This window comes from Segatella copri DSM 18205, from assembly GCF_025151535.1.
Classification (GTDB): Bacteria; Bacteroidota; Bacteroidia; order Bacteroidales; family Bacteroidaceae; genus Prevotella; species Prevotella copri.
In genome coordinates this window covers 2,310,803-2,329,724 of the sequence record NZ_CP102288.1, presented here as the reverse complement: position 1 = coordinate 2,329,724, position 18,922 = coordinate 2,310,803, and the positions used below count along the sequence as shown (strand labels likewise).

At 45.4% G+C, this 18,922-nt stretch carries 15 protein-coding genes and 1 pseudogene; 13 read left to right on the top strand and 3 right to left on the bottom strand.

Features of this window, described 5'->3' with window-relative positions; all coding sequences use genetic code 11:
• Position 1: 1 nt before the first annotated feature.
• From NQ544_RS09925 to NQ544_RS09905, 5 genes are all read left to right on the top strand, one after another.
• The gene (locus tag NQ544_RS09925) at positions 2-2,851 is read left to right on the top strand and encodes a cation-translocating P-type ATPase (protein WP_006848408.1); all 2,850 of its coding nucleotides are present in this window, start codon (positions 2-4) and stop codon (positions 2,849-2,851) included.
• 80 nt (positions 2,852-2,931) lie between these two features.
• A complete protein-coding gene (locus NQ544_RS09920) occupies positions 2,932-3,096 on the top strand; it encodes a hypothetical protein (RefSeq protein ID WP_006848407.1) in 165 nt (54 codons plus the stop codon).
• A gap of 1 nt (position 3,097) precedes the next feature.
• Complete coding sequence (locus tag NQ544_RS09915) at positions 3,098-3,646, top strand: phosphatidylglycerophosphatase A family protein (protein WP_006848406.1); 549 nt, start codon at positions 3,098-3,100, stop codon at positions 3,644-3,646.
• Positions 3,627-4,340: an ADP-ribosylglycohydrolase family protein gene (locus NQ544_RS09910; protein ID WP_006848405.1), complete on the top strand. Its 714-nt coding sequence runs from the start codon at positions 3,627-3,629 to the stop codon at positions 4,338-4,340. Before NQ544_RS09915 ends, NQ544_RS09910 begins: the two co-directional genes overlap by 20 nt.
• 34 nt (positions 4,341-4,374) lie before the next feature.
• A complete protein-coding gene (locus tag NQ544_RS09905; RefSeq protein WP_153134118.1) occupies positions 4,375-5,355 on the top strand; it encodes an ADP-ribosylglycohydrolase family protein in 981 nt (326 codons plus the stop codon).
• A gap of 226 nt (positions 5,356-5,581) precedes the next feature.
• Here NQ544_RS09905 and NQ544_RS09900 read toward each other — a convergent pair whose 3' ends face one another.
• The 3 genes from NQ544_RS09900 to NQ544_RS09890 form a co-directional block, all read right to left on the bottom strand.
• Complete coding sequence (locus NQ544_RS09900) at positions 5,582-6,754, bottom strand: ATP-binding protein (protein WP_006848402.1); 1,173 nt, start codon at positions 6,752-6,754, stop codon at positions 5,582-5,584.
• 134 nt (positions 6,755-6,888) lie between these two features.
• On the bottom strand, positions 6,889-7,353 hold the full coding sequence (locus NQ544_RS09895; RefSeq protein WP_040553448.1) for a 3'-5' exonuclease: 465 nt from the start codon (positions 7,351-7,353) through the stop codon (positions 6,889-6,891).
• Positions 7,308-8,534 (bottom strand): ATP-binding protein, encoded by a 1,227-nt coding sequence (locus NQ544_RS09890; RefSeq protein WP_006848400.1) that lies wholly within the window; start codon positions 8,532-8,534, stop codon positions 7,308-7,310. Before NQ544_RS09890 ends, NQ544_RS09895 begins: the two co-directional genes overlap by 46 nt.
• Before the next feature lie 276 nt (positions 8,535-8,810).
• Here NQ544_RS09890 and fldA point away from each other — a divergent pair, with 276 nt between their 5' ends.
• From fldA to NQ544_RS09850, 8 genes and pseudogenes are all read left to right on the top strand, one after another.
• A complete protein-coding gene (fldA, locus tag NQ544_RS09885; RefSeq protein WP_006848399.1) occupies positions 8,811-9,305 on the top strand; it encodes a flavodoxin FldA in 495 nt (164 codons plus the stop codon).
• 85 nt (positions 9,306-9,390) lie between these two features.
• Positions 9,391-9,594, top strand: a pseudogene (locus NQ544_RS09880) (DUF2023 family protein); the annotation flags it as partial.
• Between the two features lie 67 nt (positions 9,595-9,661).
• Positions 9,662-14,023 carry a cobaltochelatase subunit CobN gene (locus NQ544_RS09875; protein ID WP_040553474.1) on the top strand — a complete coding sequence of 1,454 codons (4,362 nt, stop codon included), beginning with the start codon at positions 9,662-9,664 and terminating at the stop codon, positions 14,021-14,023.
• Positions 14,024-14,086: 63 nt separating this feature from the next.
• Positions 14,087-14,782: a hypothetical protein gene (locus NQ544_RS09870; protein WP_040553446.1), complete on the top strand. Its 696-nt coding sequence runs from the start codon at positions 14,087-14,089 to the stop codon at positions 14,780-14,782.
• Between the two features lie 56 nt (positions 14,783-14,838).
• Complete coding sequence (locus NQ544_RS09865; protein ID WP_006848395.1) at positions 14,839-15,429, top strand: MotA/TolQ/ExbB proton channel family protein; 591 nt, start codon at positions 14,839-14,841, stop codon at positions 15,427-15,429.
• Positions 15,430-15,468: 39 nt separating this feature from the next.
• Complete coding sequence (locus tag NQ544_RS09860; RefSeq protein WP_006848394.1) at positions 15,469-15,813, top strand: DUF2149 domain-containing protein; 345 nt, start codon at positions 15,469-15,471, stop codon at positions 15,811-15,813.
• A gap of 198 nt (positions 15,814-16,011) precedes the next feature.
• Positions 16,012-16,494, top strand: a complete 483-nt coding sequence (locus NQ544_RS09855; protein WP_006848392.1) for a calycin-like domain-containing protein — start codon at positions 16,012-16,014, stop codon at positions 16,492-16,494.
• Between the two features lie 35 nt (positions 16,495-16,529).
• The gene (locus NQ544_RS09850; protein WP_006848391.1) at positions 16,530-18,704 is read left to right on the top strand and encodes a TonB-dependent receptor; all 2,175 of its coding nucleotides are present in this window, start codon (positions 16,530-16,532) and stop codon (positions 18,702-18,704) included.
• Positions 18,705-18,922 lie beyond the last annotated feature (218 nt).

The window sequence follows — 18,922 nt, the reverse complement described above, 5'->3', positions numbered from 1 at the left end:
AATGGAACAAAAACATCATTACACAGGCTTGACCGATGCCCAAGTGCTCGAAAGCCGTAGTAAACATGGTGCCAATATCTTGACACCACCAGAGAAAGAACCTTTATGGAAACAATTCCTAGAGAAGTTTGGCGACCCTCTGATTATCATTTTGCTGATAGCCGGAGTGTTGTCTATCGGTATTTCTTGCTATGAGTTTTGGGGATTGCATGAAGGTGCAGAGACTTTCTTTGAACCTGTTGGTATATTTGTGGCTATTTTGCTTGCCACTGGTATCGCCTTTATCTTTGAGTTAAAGGCTGATAAGCAGTTCTCGGTTCTCAACCAAGTCAATGACGACGAAATGGTAGAGGTAATCCGAAATGGAAACACAACTTCTATCAAGAAGAAAGATGTCGTCGTTGGTGATATTGTCGTGTTAAATACAGGTGAGGAAATTCCTGCTGATGGTGAACTTTTAGAGGCGATTACCTTGAATGTTGATGAGTCTTCTTTGACTGGTGAGCCTATTTGTCATAAGACGATTCATGAACAGGAGTTTGATAAGGATGCAACATTCCCTTCTAACCATGTGATGCGTGGTACAAAGGTGATGGAAGGTCATGGTATCTTCAAAGTCTTGGCAGTTGGTGACAAAACGGAAAATGGTAAAGTCTTTGAGGCTGCCCAGATAGATGATAGCGTTCGCACCCCATTAAATGAACAGTTGGATGGATTGGCAGACTTGATAACCAAGTTGAGTTATATCTTTGCAGCCCTTATCATTGTTCTCAAGCTGATGGTGTTCTTTGATTGGAGTCCTATTGTTTTGACATTGGCGGTTCCTACAGCTATATTTTTCTGGATGGTTATTAAAAAGTTTGACGACTGGAGTTGGAAGGCTGTTGTTCCAGCAATCATTGGCTATTTTGTGATATTGATGGGTATGGTAGTTTATTTCCATGATACTTTGATGCCGGGTGAGCAAATAGCTAAGTTGATTACATATACGTTGGATACCTTGATGATTGCAGTAACACTTGTGGTTGTTGCGGTACCAGAAGGTTTGCCAATGGCTGTTACTCTGAGTTTGGCTTATAGTATGACTCGAATGATGAAGACCAACAACTTGGTTCGTAAAATGCATGCTTGTGAGACAATGGGTGCTACGACAGTTATCTGTACCGATAAGACTGGTACTTTAACACTGAATCAGATGCAAGTGCATGATACCAATTTCTATGGTCTTTCTGCTCAGACGTTGGGTAATGATAAGGGTAGTCTGTTGATAGAGGAAGGTATCGCGGTTAATTCAACTGCTTCTTTGGATTATTCAGATGCTGAGGCTGTAAAAGTATTGGGTAATCCTACAGAGGGCGCTTTGCTTCTTTGGCTCAAGAAGGCTGGCGTTGATTATCTGAATCTACGTGAGTCTGCTGAGGTTTTGGAGGAGTTGCCTTTCTCTACGGAGCGTAAGTATATGGCAACAATTGTTAAGTCTTCCTTGTTTGGAGGCAAGACAATTCTCTATGTCAAGGGTGCTCCTGAAATTGTAAGTGGCTTGTGCAAGAACATCGAGAACAATGTTTCAAAAATTGATATTGAGAACCAGTTGGTTGAATATCAGAACCAAGCTATGCGTACCCTCGGCTTCGCTTATCAAATAATTGATAGTAAGGCTGACGTATTCAAGGATGGTAAGGTTGTGGCAGATAATTTAACCTTTATGGGTGTTGTGGCTATCAGCGACCCTGTTCGTCTGGATGTTCCTGCAGCCGTTGCAGAATGTATGAATGCCGGTATCAATGTGAAGATTGTTACTGGTGATACTCCTGGTACAGCTAAGGAAATCGGTCGCCAAATTGGTCTGTGGACAGCAAAGGATGGTGATAAGAATATTATTACTGGTCCAGAGTTTGCTGCTCTTTCTGATGAAGAGTTGGATAAGAGAGTCTTGGATTTGAAGATAATCTCTCGTGCTCGTCCTATGGATAAGAAACGATTGGTTGAGGCTTTGCAAAGAAAGAACCAAGTCGTTGCTGTTACTGGTGACGGAACCAACGATGCCCCTGCTTTGAAGGCTGCTCATGTTGGTTTGTCTATGGGTGATGGTACTTCTGTAGCAAAGGAGGCATCTGATATTACCATTATCGATAACTCATTTAGTAGTATTGGTAAGGCGGTGATGTGGGGACGTTCACTCTATCAGAATATCCAACGTTTCTTGCTCTTCCAGTTGACTGTGAATGTGGCTGCTTGCTTTATCGTTCTTTTTGGCGCATTTATGGGCGAGGAAAGTCCGCTTACCGTAACTCAGATGCTTTGGGTAAACTTGATTATGGATACTTTTGCTGCAATGGCATTGGCATCTTTGCCTCCATCAGAGAGCGTGATGAAAGATAAGCCAAGAGATAGAAATGCCTTTATCCTGAATAAGGCGATGTATCAGAACATCTTGGGCGTAGGTGGATTCTTCTTTGTGTTGCTGCTTGTATTACTTTATGTCTTTGAGCATTCGAATATTACGCAGTTAACAGATTTACTCAACGTTCAGTTAGGTGCATCTGATGATCTTACTCCTTACGAGTTGACCTTATTCTTCACCATCTTCGTGATGACTCACTTCTTCTATCTCTTCTGTGCAAGAGCATTTGAGACAGGTAAGAGTGCGCTTCATTTCAAGGGATGCAAGGGCTTGTTGATTATTGCAGCTATCATTTTGGCTGGTCAGATTGCTATGGTAGAGATTCCTGGTTTGCAGAATTTCTTCAATGTTACTGGTCTGAAGTTTGAGGATTGGGTAATCATCATCGTTGGTTCTTCACTTGTGCTTTGGATTCGTGAAATCTGGAGTTTGCTAAAGAAAATCTAAAATAAAATAGAAGGAGTTGCGTTATTCTTTAAGATAGAAGGCGCAACTCTTTTTTATCAATTTCTAAAATTTATAAAGATATGTCTAAGTTTAAAATACCAGGAGTGTCATTCTCCTTAAATCGGGCTTTAGGTATCACGCAAGCAAAACAAAAGTTTGCTCGTGAGACAGGTATTCCAACCTCAAAGGCAGGATTGGAAAGAAAAATTGGCAAGATAGTTCTGAAGGCATTGTTTGGAAAATAATATGAGTAATAACAATAATAAACAGTTAGGTGAAGCTCCTTGGCTGCATGTAATTATTTCCACAGGATTAGGCACAGGTTTTATACCTAAAGCACCTGGTACAGCAGGTGCTTTCCTGGCTTTGCTCATTTGGATAGGTCTTTATTATGTCCTTTCTCCGATAGGGTTGATGGTGGCTACAATTTTATTGGTTGTTAGTTCTTTGTTGATTGGAGTCTGGACTGATAATGTGATGGAGAAATATTGGGGTGAAGACCCTAGGGCTGTCGTAATTGATGAGTTCTTTGGTACGTGGGTTGCAGCTTTAGCTGCTGTTTGTGTAGATGGTCCAGCTTATGTCTCAATATCCCTTGCAACAATAGGTTTTGTGTTGTTTCGAGTGATAGATATAACTAAGCCGCTTGGTTGCAGATGGATAGACCGGAATATTCATGGTGGATGGGGCTGTATGCTTGACGATGCATTGGCTGGCTTCTATGCATTTATTGTAACATTTATAATCAGATATTTCCATCTAGTAGAATATATTCATGGGACATATAACTTGTAAAACTGTACCTACAACTGGTATCATTGGAGCTATTGCTGGCGATTGCTTCGGGGCTGCGTATGAATTTCATCCGGTAAAGCATGGGGACTTCTATATATACAAAGAGCCTCGTTTTACGGATGATACGGTTATGACTTTGGCTGTTGCAAAATGGCTGACGATAGATCCTGAACATACTCATGAGAAGCTCGTGGAGTGTATGAAAGAATTGGGACGGAAGTATATGTTTGTTGGCTATGGGAAGAAGTTCTTGCGGTGGATTATTAGTAGAAAAACGGAACCGTATAACAGCTATGGCAACGGTTCTGCCATGCGAGTAAGTCCATGTGGCTTTTATGCCAAGACATTGGATGAGGCTTTACTGCTTGCTAAGATTTCTGCAGAGGTGACTCATAACCATCCTGAAGGGATAAAGGGGGCGCAGGCTATAGCTGCTTGTATCTTTCTGGCTCGTCAAGGAAAAGACAAAAAGCAAATATGCGATTACGTTGAGGCTCATTTTGAAGGGTACAATCTTCACCGTACTCTTGCAGAAATACGTCCCGATTATGGATTTAGGGTTAGTTGTCAGTCGAGTGTTCCTGAATCTATCATCTCATATCTCGAAGCAGATAGTTATACTTCTGTTATCCGTAATGCCATCTCTCTTGGCGGTGATGCAGATACTATGGCGTGTATGGCTGGAGATGGATGATTTTACGATTGTTGGTTGTATGAATAGAAAAAATATGGAAAATGAAACTTTAAAAGAAAGATTCCTCGGTACCATCTTCGGACAAGCTGTAGGAGATGCCTTGGGACTGAGCACGGAGTTTATGTCCAAGCAAGAGGTGGATCGTTTTTATCCTAATGGGATAGAGGATTATTCACAAATCGTGCAGGATGATCATCGTCGTCGTTGGCAAAGAGGCGACTGGACTGATGATACCGACATGATGCTATGCATCTTAGATTCTTTTGTGGCTTGTCAAAAGGTAGATATTCTTGATATTGCCAGAAGGTTTAAGGAATGGATGATGAACGGAGGCATGGGAATTGGCCGGCATACATATAATGTAATGGCTCTTGGTGACTATACTTCGAATCCACAGAAGGCTGCAGAGATTATCTGGAAGATGGGAAAGAAAAAAGCTGCAGCTAATGGAGCCGTCATGAGAACTTCGGTGGTAGGACTTTTGAAGGACAATGTGGCTAATAATGCAGAGAATATCTGTAAGCTAACTCATTATGATCCTCGCTGTGTTGGCTCTTGCGTTATCGTTTCTTCTATCATACATGCTCTTGTCTTTGAAGACAGGATATTGGATTATGAAGATGTGATTGGCATAGCCAAACAATATGATGAACGAATCGTTCCATTTATTGACTTGGCATATTATGAAGGTCTGGATTCTTTGTGTCTGGATGATGAAAATAGTATGGGATATACGCTCGGAACTTTAGGGGCTGCCCTATGGGCTTATTGGCATGCAACCTCGTATAAGGAGGGTATCTTGAAGATTGTTTTGTCAGGAGGAGATGCGGATACCAATGCAGCAGTAGCAGGAGCTACCCTGGGTGCTAAATTTGGAATATGCCATATTCCTGAAGAATGGAAGAATGGTCTTCTCCATGCTTCTATGCTCCATGATAAGGTGCAGAATCTCTACTTTTATAATCATCGTCATTCCCGAAAAGTGTCATTAATGACAAAAAACGGGAATGTTTAATAGATTTAAACTTTTGGCTTGTTCTTTAGAAATCCATGTGTATGCTTTTGTTTCAAAAAGCGCAGAATCCTGTTGGCATCACTGCCAGCAGGATTCTACGCTTTCCCTATTAATTTCTTAAATATGTCGTCTGCAAAATGAACTCAATTGATCTCTACAGAACTCTCTTGTGATTTCTTGTTCAGCATTTGTCTGCTGTTTAGTCTCTGTAGCCTCCTGCTGTTGACTAATAATTCATTCCGAATGTCCAGAGAGGAATGATATTGCCGAAACCGGTTTCAATATCATCTTTTACGATATATCCCTCTTCTGCCTCGGTTATCTGCTTCTGCCCTTTCTTCTTGCCACCTATCTCAAAGGTCTTGCCGTCTATCAGAAAATCAGAGATGGGAGAATTGTAAACGGTATGGTTCACTCTCATTTGATTAAAGAAAAAGGTCTCACGTTGATTTCCTATATCGGGAGTTTCAGATGTGAGGGCGAAAGAGAGGTTTGTATTGTCGAGATATACTTTTTCAACCTTTCCCAGACCTCTTACTCCCTTTGTTGAATCGTGGAGTTGGGAGATGAGACCTGCCTTTTCCATAAGTTCAAAGTAGTCGGGAAGCAAGCCACGGTCTGCCTTGATGGTTGTTGCGATGGTGCTCATGTTAGGCTTGAATGGCACACTGTCTGCTATCACCTGCATCAGTTCCTTCAATTTCCTCGATATGGTTACTGTGTAGTTGGCATATTGGGGAATGTCGGTTTCCAACGTTATGCTTACTACCTGGTTTAAGCGCATCTTATAGCCCTCGTCTTCATAAAAAGGATAGTACCCCTGGCGCAGATATTCGTTGAAGAGGGATAGGGGGTGGTCTATCTCTATCGGCAACTCTACCTCATGATTAACGATTTGCTCCAATGGGTAGGCTGGTAGGTCGATTCCTAGTTTCATGCCAATATATTCTCTAAACGACAGACCTTGCATTTTATAGACGAGGACACGACGGCTTAAGTCGGCGGTTCCCTGATAGATGTCAAGCACTGATGATCCTGTAAACACTACTTGCAGGTCGGGCAGATTATCGTATATCATCTTCAGCTCCGTTGCCCATCCTTTATATTTATGTATTTCGTCGATAAAGAAATGCTTGCCGCCAAGTTGATTGAATTTCATGGCAGTTTCAAAGAGTGTATGATTGGCGAAATAGATGGATTCGGCACTCACATATAGGGTGTCCTTCAACTTGAGATTCTGCTTGATGTACTGCAAGAGGAGTGTGGTCTTACCCACGCCACGAGGTCCCACAAGGGCTGTCATCCGATTCTTCCATGGAATCTGATGATACATATATCTTACGTATCGGGTGTCTGTACGTTTGATGAGATTGTCGGATAATTGCTTCAATAATTCCATATTTCTTCTGTTATTAATTCATTTATTTGAATGCTTTTTAGCATTTTGGGTGCAAATATACGAAATTTGTGGTAAATTCCCTACAAAAATACGAGAAATTTGTGGTAAAAACACCACAAATTTCTCTATTTGGCTTATAACAGCTCTCTTGCTATCCAGGCACAGGCTTCGGCATCTGCCAGGGCATTGTGGTGCTGGGTGAGGTCGTAACCGCAATAGGCGGCTACGGTCTGGAGCTGATGGTTGGGGAGGAGAGTGCCCAGTTTTCTTCGGGAGGCACGGCAGGTGCAATGGAATTCGTAGTCGGGATATTCCATCTGATACATCTGGAATACGGCCTTCAGGCATCCTTCATCGAAGGGGGCGTTGTGGGCTACCAGGGGCAGACCTTCTATCTTGGGCGCAATCTCTGCCCAGACTTTCGGGAAGACATCGGCATTCATCGTGTCTTCCTGGGTCAGGCCGTGAACCCGGGTGTTCCAATAAGAGTAATACTCCGGTTCGGGCTTGATGAGGCTGTAGTAGCTGTCTGCAATCTCGCCATCCCTCACTATCACAATGCCCACCGAGCAGACACTTCTATTTCTCCCATCAGCCATCTTAGGGCATTGATTCTCTTGATACCGTTGTAATCGGCAGTAGGGTCTTCATCAAGTGTAAGGATATACTTAGGATATTGGTCATTGATCTGCTGCAGAGATGCCAATTCTCGTTTTAAGGTAGTCTCATCTCTAACGGTAGCAGCTACCTGATAATACGTGATATTGTTTTCATCAATCGCTACAAAATCTACTTCCAGATTATCCATCTTTCCTATATATACTTTCTGCTGGCGATGGAGTAGTTCCAGATAAACGATGTTCTCCAGGATGCGGCCGGCATCGAATGAGCGGGAGCCTAGGAGCATTCTTCTCAAACCGATATCTACTAGATAATATTTACCCAATGTCTTGAGCAGCTGCTTACCCTTGATGTTGTATCTTTTGGTTTCATATACGAAGAAGGTTTCGCAGAGTGCGGTCAGATACCGTTCTACGGTTTTCTGGTCTATTTTCCTTCCATCGGCAGTCATGATGTCGGCTATGCGCTTGGTGGATAGGATGTTGCCGATATTGTCGGCTGTGAAACGGATAACGCTTTCCAGCATCATGACATCGGGTAACTTCTTCCTGCTCATGATATCCTTTACTACAATGGTGTTATATACGCCATTCAGGTAGTCGCTGATTTCTGCGGGAGTATCCAGTTCAAGTGTATATGGAAAACTGCTCCTTGTGATGTAGTCTGTATAGGCTTTGGGAAGATTGTCGGTTCCTCCGATACCTTCAACATACTCTCTGAATGAAAGGGGAAGCATTGCGATTTCTACATATCTTCCGGATAGTAACGTGGCGATTTCGCTTGACAGCATATAGGCATTCGACCCCGTAATATAGAGATCTACTGTTGGCTTCAGGTTGAGGCTGTTGATCATGTCTGGGAAATCTTCCACATGTTGTATCTCATCAAAGAAGATATAAGTCATCTTGTCTTGATGAATTAATGGCTTGATATAAGCGTATAAGTTATGTGGATTACGAAGCTCATAGAAGTCGTAATCCTCGAAATTGAGATAGATGATTTGGTCGGCACTGACACCTTGCCTCTTAAGCCAGTCACGATAAATCTCCATAATGGTGGATTTACCGCAACGGCGAATGCCGGTTATCACTTTGATAAGAGACTTGTCTTTGAAAGCGATCAGTTTATTGAGATATTCCGTTCTTTCTATTCGTTTCATATCATTTCATTGCTCTTTGATTATATATTTGCTGCGAAGATACTATTTTTTTAGGATAAATCATCCTAAAAGTAGAATATTTAAGAAAGTTTTAGGATGAATCGTCCTAAAACTTTTGAAATTAGAGAAGTTTTAGGATAAATCGTCCTAAAACTTTTTATCTATCCCCATATTTAGGTATTTCTGCGAAACCATCATTTTTAGGTATTGCAGATTGCGGGAAAAGGATGTATCTTTGCACCCGAAAATAAATGTAACTAAAAGTAAGATAGACAAATGAAAACAACAATCGTAATTTATGGCTCTTCCACTGGCTCATGCCAGTCGATTGCCGAAACCATCGCCTCTAAGTTGGGCGTGGAAGCTGTAGATGTAGCTAACATCGATGACGCTACTATCACAAGTCATGAGAATCTTCTTCTCGGTACTTCTACCTGGGGTGCCGGCGAGATGCAGGATGACTGGTATGATGGCGTGAAGACATTGAAGAGTGCCGGTTTGGCTGGCAAGACTGTGGCCCTGTTTGGTTGTGGCGACAGCGAGTCTTACCCTGATACATTCTGTGGCGGCATGAAGGAACTCTACGATGCTGCCGTTGAGGCTGGTGCTACCGTATTGCCTGGTGTTTCTACGGATGGATACACCTATGATGACAGTGAGGCGATTGATGGCGATAAGTTCCTGGGACTCGCACTCGACGAGGTGAACGAGGACGACAAGACAGAGGAGCGCATCGATGCCTGGCTCGAGGCCATCAAGCCAGCGTTATAATTATTTCTAAAAATGTATCTTTCAAGAATTAGAGAATGATGGAATTCTCTGATTCTTGATTTTAAACTTGATTAATTCGGATAGTATGCAGCAGGAAATCGCAACACCAGTAGATTTGAAGGTTCTGATGAATCATATATATGAATATAAGAAGGGCGTGCGCCGCCTGGTGCTCTACACCTTCAACAAGAAATATGAGTCTTTTGCCATAACTAGATTAGAGCGTCAGAACATTGATTATATCATCCAGCCGGTTGGCAACGACCGTCTGAATCTCTTCTTTGGTAAGTAAGCCTTACCTTTGCAGCCCGAAAAAAGGAATAGATATGAAAAAAGGATTAGGAAAAATCAGAAAGATTAAAAAGAAACACATCTTCCTGGCCTTATTGGCTGTGATCGTTCTGGGAGGTTTGGCGAAGGCTTACTCTGCCTGGGTGGGTACTACCCGCATCGCTTTCCTCAACTATCAGGCTATTGCGCTGGGACAGATTTCGCATGCCAACGACAATGCGATGATTAAACTGAGTGAGATCACGACCGATGATTTCGATCATCTGGATGATTACGATATGATTATCGTGAATGGTATGGGACTCCGAATTGACGAGAACCAGCGCAAGCAGTTGGAAGAGGCTTCCTATAAGGTGCCGACCCTGACTCATGCTGCTACCAACCCAGCCAACAATATCGTATCGGTAGATAACTTCGATGCAGATTATCTGATGCAGTACATCGAGAACGGCAGCAAGAAGAATTATCACAGTATGCTCGCTTACATCCGTAAGTTTATAGACGGAAAGAAGTTCATGGCTCCAGAACCGGAACGTGTGGATGAGCGACCAAACTATCTCCTGACTCATTTCGACCCGAAGGATGAAAAAGGCGATGAGCTGGGTTTCAACAGCATCCGTGAGTACAATGCCTTCCTGGCGAAGAACGGATTATATAAGAAAGGTGCTCCTACCATCTTGCTCACCGGTTTTATGGGTGCGGCTCCTGATATGGAAAAAGCTTTCGAGAAGAAGGGATTCATGGTGTATCGCATCAACCAGCTGCAGAGCTTTATTGCCGGTCATCATGCTGACAGTATTCAGGCGAATGCCGTAGTGAATATGGCGCATGGCAGACTGGGCGATTACTTCGTTGAGTTCCTGAAGCAGAAGAATATTCCATTGTTCTCACCTCTTAATATCAACCGCTTGACCACCGATTGGGAGAACGACAAGCAGGGAATGAATGGCGGTTTCATGTCGCAGAGCATCGTGACTCCGGAGATTGATGGTGCCATCCGTCCATACGTGGTTTTCGGACAGCGCATCAACAAGGAGGGCTTGCAGGAGGTTTACGGCATCCCAGACAGAATGGAGAGTTTCGTGGAGAGCGTGCAGGGTTATGTGAATCTGAAGAACAAGAAGAACAGCAGCAAGCGCATCGCCATCTTCTACTTCAAGGGTCCCGGTCAGAATGCACTCACCGCTTCGGGAATGGAAGTGGTTCCATCGCTCTACAATCTCCTGGTTCGCTTGAAGAATGAGGGATACAATGTAGGCAAGTTGCCAGCCAATCCTCAGGAACTGGCAAAGATGATCCAGGCTCAGGGTGCCGTCTTCGGAACCTATGCCGAGGGAGCCTATACCCAATTCCTCCAGTCGGGACATCCTGCCCTGGTTACCGCCCAGCAGTTTGCCGGATGGACCCAGAAGGCTTTGTCTAAGAAGATGATCAAGGAGATGAATCAGCTCTATGGTTCCTTCCCAGGCAAATATATGGCTACCGATGACGGTAAGTTGGCGGTGGCAAGACTGCAGTTCGGTAATGTGGCTCTGCTTCCACAGGTGATGGCAGGCGTGGGAGGCGACTCCTTCAAGATTGTGCATGGCACCGACCAGGCACCTCCTTACACTTATGTTGCCTCTTATCTCTGGGCACGTTATGGTTTCAGTGCTGATGCTCTCATCCATTTCGGAACCCACGGTTCGCTGGAATATACCCCGAGAAAGCAGGTGGCACTCGACAGCAACGACTGGAGTGACCGATTGATTGGTGTGGTTCCACATCTTTATATATATACCATCGGCAATGTGGGCGAGGCGATGATTGCCAAGCGCCGCACCTATGCCCAGACCCAGAGCTATCTCACCCCTCCTTTCAAGGAGAGCGAATTGCGACAGACTTATAAGCAGTTGAGTGATGCCATCCAGTCTTACGAAAAGAAGGCATCTGCCGAACAGTCGCTCAAGGTGAAGGCGCTGACCGTGAAGATGGGAATCGCCCGAGAACTGGGTCTCGATGCCAAGCAGATGAACAAGCCTTATTCTGCAGATGAAATCGCGAGAGTAGAGAACTTTGAGGAAGAGTTGGCAAACGAGAAGATTACCGGCAAGCTCTATACTCTGGGTGTGCCATACGATACTGATGATGTCCGCACCAGTGTCTATGCGATGGCTACAGATCCTATTGCCTACGGAATGTTGGCAGTAGATAAGTTGAAAGGTCGTGCCCAGGAGGGTGTGGAGAAGCACAAGCAGCTTTTCGACCGTCTCTATCTGAGCAAGGCACGCAACACTGTGACCCAGCTTCTGGGTTCAGCCTCGGTTTCTGATGAATACATCTGCCGTTATGTTGGAATCACTCCTGCCGAACTCCAGATGGCCCGTAAGGTAGAGGCGATGCAGGCAGCTCCGGATCCTATCCAGATGATGATGCAGATGGCAGATCAGATGGGTGGAGCGAAGGAGGCGAAGCCGAAGAGGGTAGACCACCGTACGGTAAGCGAACTCCGTGCTGCCAAGGTTTCTCATAAGAAGAAGATTCCGCAGATGAGTCGTGAGGCTTTTGAGAAGATGGAGCAGACCGGTCGCTTCCCTGACAAGATGATGGAAGCCATCAAGAAGGGACAGAAATGGTATCAGGAGGATTTGAAGAAGGCGAAGATGTCGAAAGCCGGCAAAGGCAAAGCATCTCAGAAATCTTCTAAAGATAAGGGTATGATGATGTCGAAAGCACCTAAATATACCCGTCAGCAGATTCATCTGGCTCAGGCGATTACTACCGTAGAGCATGCCTTGCAGAATGTGGGCAAGTATTCGGAGGCGCTCCGTCAGAGTCCGCTCAACGAGATGTCTTCTCTGATGAATGCCCTGAATGGCGGCTTTACTGCTCCATCTCCTGGTGGTGATCTGATTGTGAATCCGAACACTCTGCCTACCGGTAGAAACCTCTTCTCAATCAATGTGGAGAATACGCCTTCGGAGGATGCCTGGGAGAAGGCGAAGGAACTTTGCGACAATACCATCAAGATGTATTGCGAGCGACATAAGGGTGAATATCCTCGTAAGGTGAGCTATACGCTCTGGAGTAGCGAGTTTATCGAAACGGAGGGTGCTACCATCGCTCAGATTCTCTATATGCTCGGTGTAGAACCGGTAAGAGATGCTTTCGGTCGTGTTACCGATCTGCGTCTCATCCCATCCAAGCAGTTGGGCCGTCCTCGCATCGATGTCGTGGTTCAGACTTCCGGTCAGCTCCGCGACCTGGCAGCATCCCGTCTCTTCCTCATCAACAAGGCGATAGAGATGGCGGCAAATGCCAAGGGTGATAAGTATGATAACCTAGTGAAAGCCGGTGTTACCGAATCCGAAAGAGTGCTCGTAGAGAAGGGCATGTCGCCAAAGGAGGCCCGCGAGGTAAGTATGTATCGTGTCTTTGGTGGCGTAAACGGCAACTATGGTACCGGTATCCAGGAGATGGTAACCGCAGGCGACCGCTGGGATAAGGAGAGTCAGATTGCCGAGGTCTATATGAACAATATGGGTGCCTACTACGGTGATGAGAAGAACTGGGAGACCGTTCGCAAGGCTGCTTTCGAGGCAGCGCTGACCCGTACTGATGTGGTAGTTCAGCCACGACAGAGCAACACTTGGGGTGCTTTGAGTCTCGACCACGTATATGAATTCATGGGAGGTATGAACCTCGCAGTCCGCAACGTAACCGGTAAGGATCCGGATGCTTATCTCGCCGACTATCGCAACCATAGCAATATGAGAATGCAGGAGGTGAAGGAGGCTATCGGTATCGAGGGCAGAACCACCATCTTCAATCCTGCCTATATCAAGGAGAAGATGAAGGGTGGAGCCAGCAGTGCCAGCACATTCGCCGAAATCGTAACCAATACCTACGGCTGGAATGTGATGAAGCCAAAGGCAATCGACAAGGAGATGTGGGACGAGATCTATAATGTATATGTCAAGGACAAGTACAATCTCGGCACCAAGGAGTTCTTCGACAAGCAGAATCCGGCTGCTCTGATGGAGATGACCGCCGTGATGATGGAGAGTGCCCGCAAGGGAATGTGGAAGGCTACTCCTCAGCAGCTCAAGGACATCGCCAAGCTCCATACCGAGACCGTGAACAAGTATAAGCCTTCATGCTCCGGTTTTGTCTGCGACAATGCCAAGCTGCGCAACTATATCGCCAGCAAGACCGATGCTGCTTCTGCCAAGGAATATCAGCAGAATGTAGAGCAGATCCGCGATGCTGAGGCTGCGAAGAACAGCAGCGACAAGGGTATGGTAATGAAGAAGGAGACGCTGAATGAGGAAGCTCAGAAGACCACCACTGTGGTGAGCGGTATCGTTGTAGGTGTCATCGTCATCGTAGCATTCGTTGTGCTCGCCGTATATTTGCGACGTCGTCGCAAAATGATGAGTGAAGAATAATTCAACACTTAACAGTGAAGAATAATTTAACACTTAACATTCAACACTTAACATTGAAAAAAAGTGGAGACATTAGTTTTTGTAATGATGATATTGGTTTGCTTCAGTTTTGTGCTGAAGCAGACCTTCTACGGAGTGAAGGAGATTATGATCATCTCGGTGCTCGTAGCCTTCTTCGTGGGAATGACCTGGCCATTCGCCATCGAGCAGTCGAAGACGCAGATTGCGGCCTGGATAGCCGACCAGAAGCTGATGCTCGATATGGCGGTGCTGCTGAGTATCGACGTGGCACTCACGATGCTTTTCTGTGTGCACCACGTAGATCTGAAGACTTCGGAACATGTGAGCCGCCGCAAATGGGTGTTCTTCATCTTCCTGAAGTATTTCCCGGGTTTGCTGGTTTTCCCAGTGCTTTTCAGCGTTTTGGTGATGACCATCTTCCTGCTTCCTGGCGTATCGTTCCAGGTAGTGGCATGGGTGCTTGCCGTAGTGCTGCTGGTCTTGACGCCGGTATTCACCTACGGTTTGAGATGGCTCTTGCCGGAGCGACCAATCCGCTTGGAACTGCTTTTCCTGGTAGAGGTGCTGCTCGGATTGATGGGCATTATCGGTACGGTGAATGGCAGGACAGCCGTGGCAGGATTCAACAGTTTCGATGCCCTCTCACTTCTTGGCGTCATCGCCATCGTCATCGTAGGAATGGCTATCGGATGGGGCTGCTATCGCATCAAGATGCAGCGCTTATCCCAAAAGTTATAAAGGCGCAAGCCCCAACTTAACATTTAACATTCAACACTTAACATTATAAAATAAAGATGACTTACATATCAGACGTATTGTTTTGGATTTCCACAGGCATGCTGGTTCCTGTGATTATTTTGTTGATTTTCTTCTTCCTCAGAGCCTTGCTGCTCCTCGGAGGTTTCTTCGGACAGTATCTTGTAAAGCGCAAGTCGGGTGCGGAGATTCGTGAACAGATGAACACCCTGACACTCGATAACATCGATACCTTGGGCGATCGCTTGCCGAAGAACAAGCAGGCTGTCATCGTTTCCTATATGAAGAAACTCGTGGACAACCGTCAGAGCAAGGCGCAGGTAAACCGCATCCTCGACCAGTATACCCAGTTTGTTGAGAAGGATCTTTCTCTTCCTTCTACACTTTTGAAGATGGGTCCGATGCTCGGTTTGATGGGTACCTTGATTCCGATGGGTCCTGCCCTGGTAGGTCTTTCTACCGGCGATATTGCTTCGATGGCTTACAATATGCAGGTGGCTTTCGCTACCACCGTAGTGGGATTGTTCTCTGCTGCCATCGGTTTCGTAACCAAGCAGACCAAGAACCGCTGGTACACTGAGGATATGAGCAACCTCGAGTTTATGGCAGACCTTTTGGAGGAAAAGTAAAAAGGCTTTTAAAGGTAAAAAAGTAAAGATATATAATTTATGAGACAGAGACGCAGAAATAGGCTTGCGCATGATGGCGAGGATGATGATCCGATGAGCGTAGTGAGCAACCTCTTTGATGTGGCGATGGTGTTTGCCCTCGCCCTGATGGTAGCCCTCGTTTCGCGCTATAATATGACGGAAATGTTCAGCAAGGATAACTTCACGATGGTGAAGAACCCTGGCAAGGAGAATATGGAAATCATTACCAAGGATGGACAGAAAATCAATCGCTATACCCCTTCAGAAGACCAGAGTAAGAAGTCTGGCAACAGGGGAAAGAAGGTAGGCATTGCTTACCAGTTGGAGAATGGCGAAATCATCTATGTTCCGGAAGATAAATAATTGAATTTCCGTATATCAGGAAGTTAAAGGAGTTAAAGAAGTTAAGGAGTTAAGACGTATGTCTTGCTGCTTAAAAACTACGCCAAAAAGACTATTGTCTTAACTCCTCTGCGACCGTAGGGAGCGATAACTCCTTTAACTTCTTTAACTTCTGAACTTGAATAAATAATATTGTAACTAAAAGAAAAATAAAGAAAAATGAAAAAGTTTAAGACAATGATGGCCATGATGTTGGCTTTGGTTTCTATGTGTGTAGCATTCAGCTCTTGCAGCAGTGATGATGATCCTGTAGCAGTAGCTGCGGCAAAGGAAATTGCGGGTACCTATACCGGAAGTTTGGATATGACTGTAATGGGCACGGCTTCTACATACGATAACCTTACCATGAAGATTGAGGCTGTTGATGATGCTACAGTCAAGGTTACATTGCCAGCTTGTGGCGAGGGCATGATGGCTCTTCCTGCTCTGGAGGTACCTGCTGTGAAGGTTTCAGGTTCTAACGGTGCTTATGCTTTCTCTCAGGAAAGCTATGCCGGTACTATTACCGTAAATGGTGCTGAGAAAAACTATACCGTTACTTTGCAGGGTACATTAAGGGACAACACCCTAACCGTCAACTATTCTGTGCAGTATGGCAAGATGCCTATGCCGATGATTGCTAAGTTTGTTTGTACAAAATAAAAGGATTGTTTCAGGATAAACTTTGATATAATTCGATGAAACAAAAGATATTCGCACTATTCCTGATCCTTTGCGGATTGTGCCTGAATCTGAAAGCCGAAACCCAGGGCGATGTCGTGGGTAGGGTGCTTGATGATTCGGGCGCACCTTTGGTGGGTGCTACCGTCCAGATGGTGAATGCCAAGGGTGGGGTAACAACTGATGAAGACGGATATTTCCGCATTCCTTACAGCAAGGATGGAGCGGTGAGAGTGAAGGTGAGCTTTGTGGGCTATCAGACTCAGACCTTCGTACTGAAAGCGGATGAGAGAAAAGGTGAGCAGCATGTGCTTCGCCTTCAACCGGATGCTACAGCCCTCGATCAGGTGGTGGTTACCGCTACCCGAACTCCGAAGGCGCTGAAGGATGCTCCTGTGGTAACCCGTCTGATTACCGCCAATGATATCAAGATAGCTGATGCTACCAATATCCAGGACCTCCTCACCGAGCAGATGCCGGGTCTGGAATTCGGCTATGCCATGAATCAGGAGACTTCGCTCAATATGAATGGTTTCGGCGGAAATGCCGTGCTCTTCCTTGTAGATGGCGAGCGATTGGCTGGTGAAACCATGGATAATGTAGATTATAGTCGTCTGAACTTGGATAATGTAGGACGTATCGAGATAGTAAAGGGGGCTGCTTCGGCGCTCTATGGCGCCAATGCCGTAGCCGGAGTCATCAACATCATCTCACGTGAAAACAACGAACCTTGGACTGCCAATGTCAACACCCGCTACAACGACTTCAACAAGGAGTGGCGTCACGGTGGAAGCTTCAGCTTCAATGCCGGAAAGTGGAATTCGCAGACCAGCATCCAGCGCACCACATCGGATGAGGTTCAGCTCACCAGTCCTTTCGATACAGAATCCAACATCCTCCATATCTATGGTGGAGAGACCTTCAATGTGAAGGAGCGTCTTACCTACAAGCTTTCTGATAAGATAAAACTGATAGGTCGTGGCGGTTATTTCAATCGTATCAGCAAGCGCAGCAACTATGATGATCATTACATGGATTATTCTGCCGGACTGAAGACCGTGATGAATCTTTCGGAGAATGATAATCTGGAGATTTCTTACGGCTTCGACCAGTATGACAAGGCTCGATATGTGAATGATGAGCGTACTCACGACCACGATTATACCAACCGTCAGAACACCGTCCGTGCCCTCTATTCCCATATCTTCGGCAAGAATACATTGACGGTAGGTGCAGATTTCCTGAACGATTATCTTACCACCTATCAGTTTGAGGATAATGAATCAAAGAATCAGAATTCATGTGATGCCTTCGCCCAGTTCGATTACAATCCTTTGCAGTGGTTGAACATCGTGGCAAGTCTTCGTCATGATTACTTCTCCGCATCTAGCCAGCATGCTACTACCGGTCGTCTGGCTCTGATGACCAAGTGGAAGGGCTTCTCCATCCGTGCCAACTATGCCGGCGGATTCCGTGCCCCAACGCTCAAGGAGATGTATATGAACTTTGATATGGCAGGTATGCAGATGATTTACGGTAATCCGGATCTGAAGCCGGAGAAGAGCAACAACTACAACCTGGCGCTGGAGCATACCGGAAGGGTGAAGAATGCTGGCTTCTTTACCGGTCAGTATAGTCTTACCCTGATGGGCTATTATAATAAGTATGATAAGCGCATCACTACCGAGGATTATGCCGATTATACCCCGGGAACCGGTCAGCCGGATGTGGCTTCGCGTTATTGCAACGAGGATGGAGTCGAGGTGAGCGGCATCGACTTCAGTGCCCAGTACCGTTCGGATATGGGACTCGGTGTGAAACTCGACTACAGCTATCTCCATGTGGGTGGCAGAAGCGTAGATTCCCAGTTCTCCCAGCCTCGTCCGCATTCAGCAACCTGGCGTCTCGACTACGATCGTCAGCTCTGTTCGTTCTATCGCATCAATGCCGCTCTGTCAGGCAGATACCTGTCTGCTCCTGATACGAACATCAAGAAGCATGACAGCAGTTATCAGTTGTGGAAGTTCACGCTTCAACAGCGATTCCTGGATGCCGTCAATCTGAACTTTACGGTAGATAATCTTTTCGGTTATACGCCAAAGAACTATTATTGGAGTTCGGCGAGGACCACCGGTCGCACCTTCACGGTAGGCCTTTCTATCGATATCGACCGTTTTGTAAAGGTATTCTAATAAAAATAGCAGGGTGGACCAGTCTTCCATCCTACTTCTTTTCTGATAGCACCGCCCTAACTATATAAAAATAGGTAGTTAGGGCGGTGTTATCGTTTATAGGTGCGCCCTAACTATGTTAAAAAAGATAGTTAGGGCGGTACTATCCTTGCAGATTTCATTTTTTTTGTTTATCTTTGCACCGATAAAATTTAGTATAAATGAAATAAAATCAGAAA

Bases quoted from the DNA above. Each gene is read 5' to 3' on its own strand.
- NQ544_RS09900 (WP_006848402.1), bottom strand. From the start codon at position 6,754: ATGGAATTATTGAAGCAATTATCCGACAATCTCATCAAACGTACAGAC.
- fldA (WP_006848399.1), top strand. From the start codon at position 8,811: ATGAAAACAACAATCGTAATTTATGGCTCTTCCACTGGCTCATGCCAG.
- NQ544_RS09910 (WP_006848405.1), top strand. From the start codon at position 3,627: ATGGGACATATAACTTGTAAAACTGTACCTACAACTGGTATCATTGGA.
- NQ544_RS09890 (WP_006848400.1), bottom strand. From the start codon at position 8,534: ATGAAACGAATAGAAAGAACGGAATATCTCAATAAACTGATCGCTTTC.
- NQ544_RS09905 (WP_153134118.1), top strand. From the start codon at position 4,375: ATGGAAAATGAAACTTTAAAAGAAAGATTCCTCGGTACCATCTTCGGA.
- NQ544_RS09855 (WP_006848392.1), top strand. From the start codon at position 16,012: ATGAAAAAGTTTAAGACAATGATGGCCATGATGTTGGCTTTGGTTTCT.
- NQ544_RS09860 (WP_006848394.1), top strand. From the start codon at position 15,469: ATGAGACAGAGACGCAGAAATAGGCTTGCGCATGATGGCGAGGATGAT.
- NQ544_RS09925 (WP_006848408.1), top strand. From the start codon at position 2: ATGGAACAAAAACATCATTACACAGGCTTGACCGATGCCCAAGTGCTC.
- NQ544_RS09915 (WP_006848406.1), top strand. From the start codon at position 3,098: ATGAGTAATAACAATAATAAACAGTTAGGTGAAGCTCCTTGGCTGCAT.
- NQ544_RS09850 (WP_006848391.1), top strand. From the start codon at position 16,530: ATGAAACAAAAGATATTCGCACTATTCCTGATCCTTTGCGGATTGTGC.
- NQ544_RS09895 (WP_040553448.1), bottom strand. From the start codon at position 7,353: ATGGCTGATGGGAGAAATAGAAGTGTCTGCTCGGTGGGCATTGTGATA.
- NQ544_RS09865 (WP_006848395.1), top strand. From the start codon at position 14,839: ATGACTTACATATCAGACGTATTGTTTTGGATTTCCACAGGCATGCTG.
- NQ544_RS09920 (WP_006848407.1), top strand. From the start codon at position 2,932: ATGTCTAAGTTTAAAATACCAGGAGTGTCATTCTCCTTAAATCGGGCT.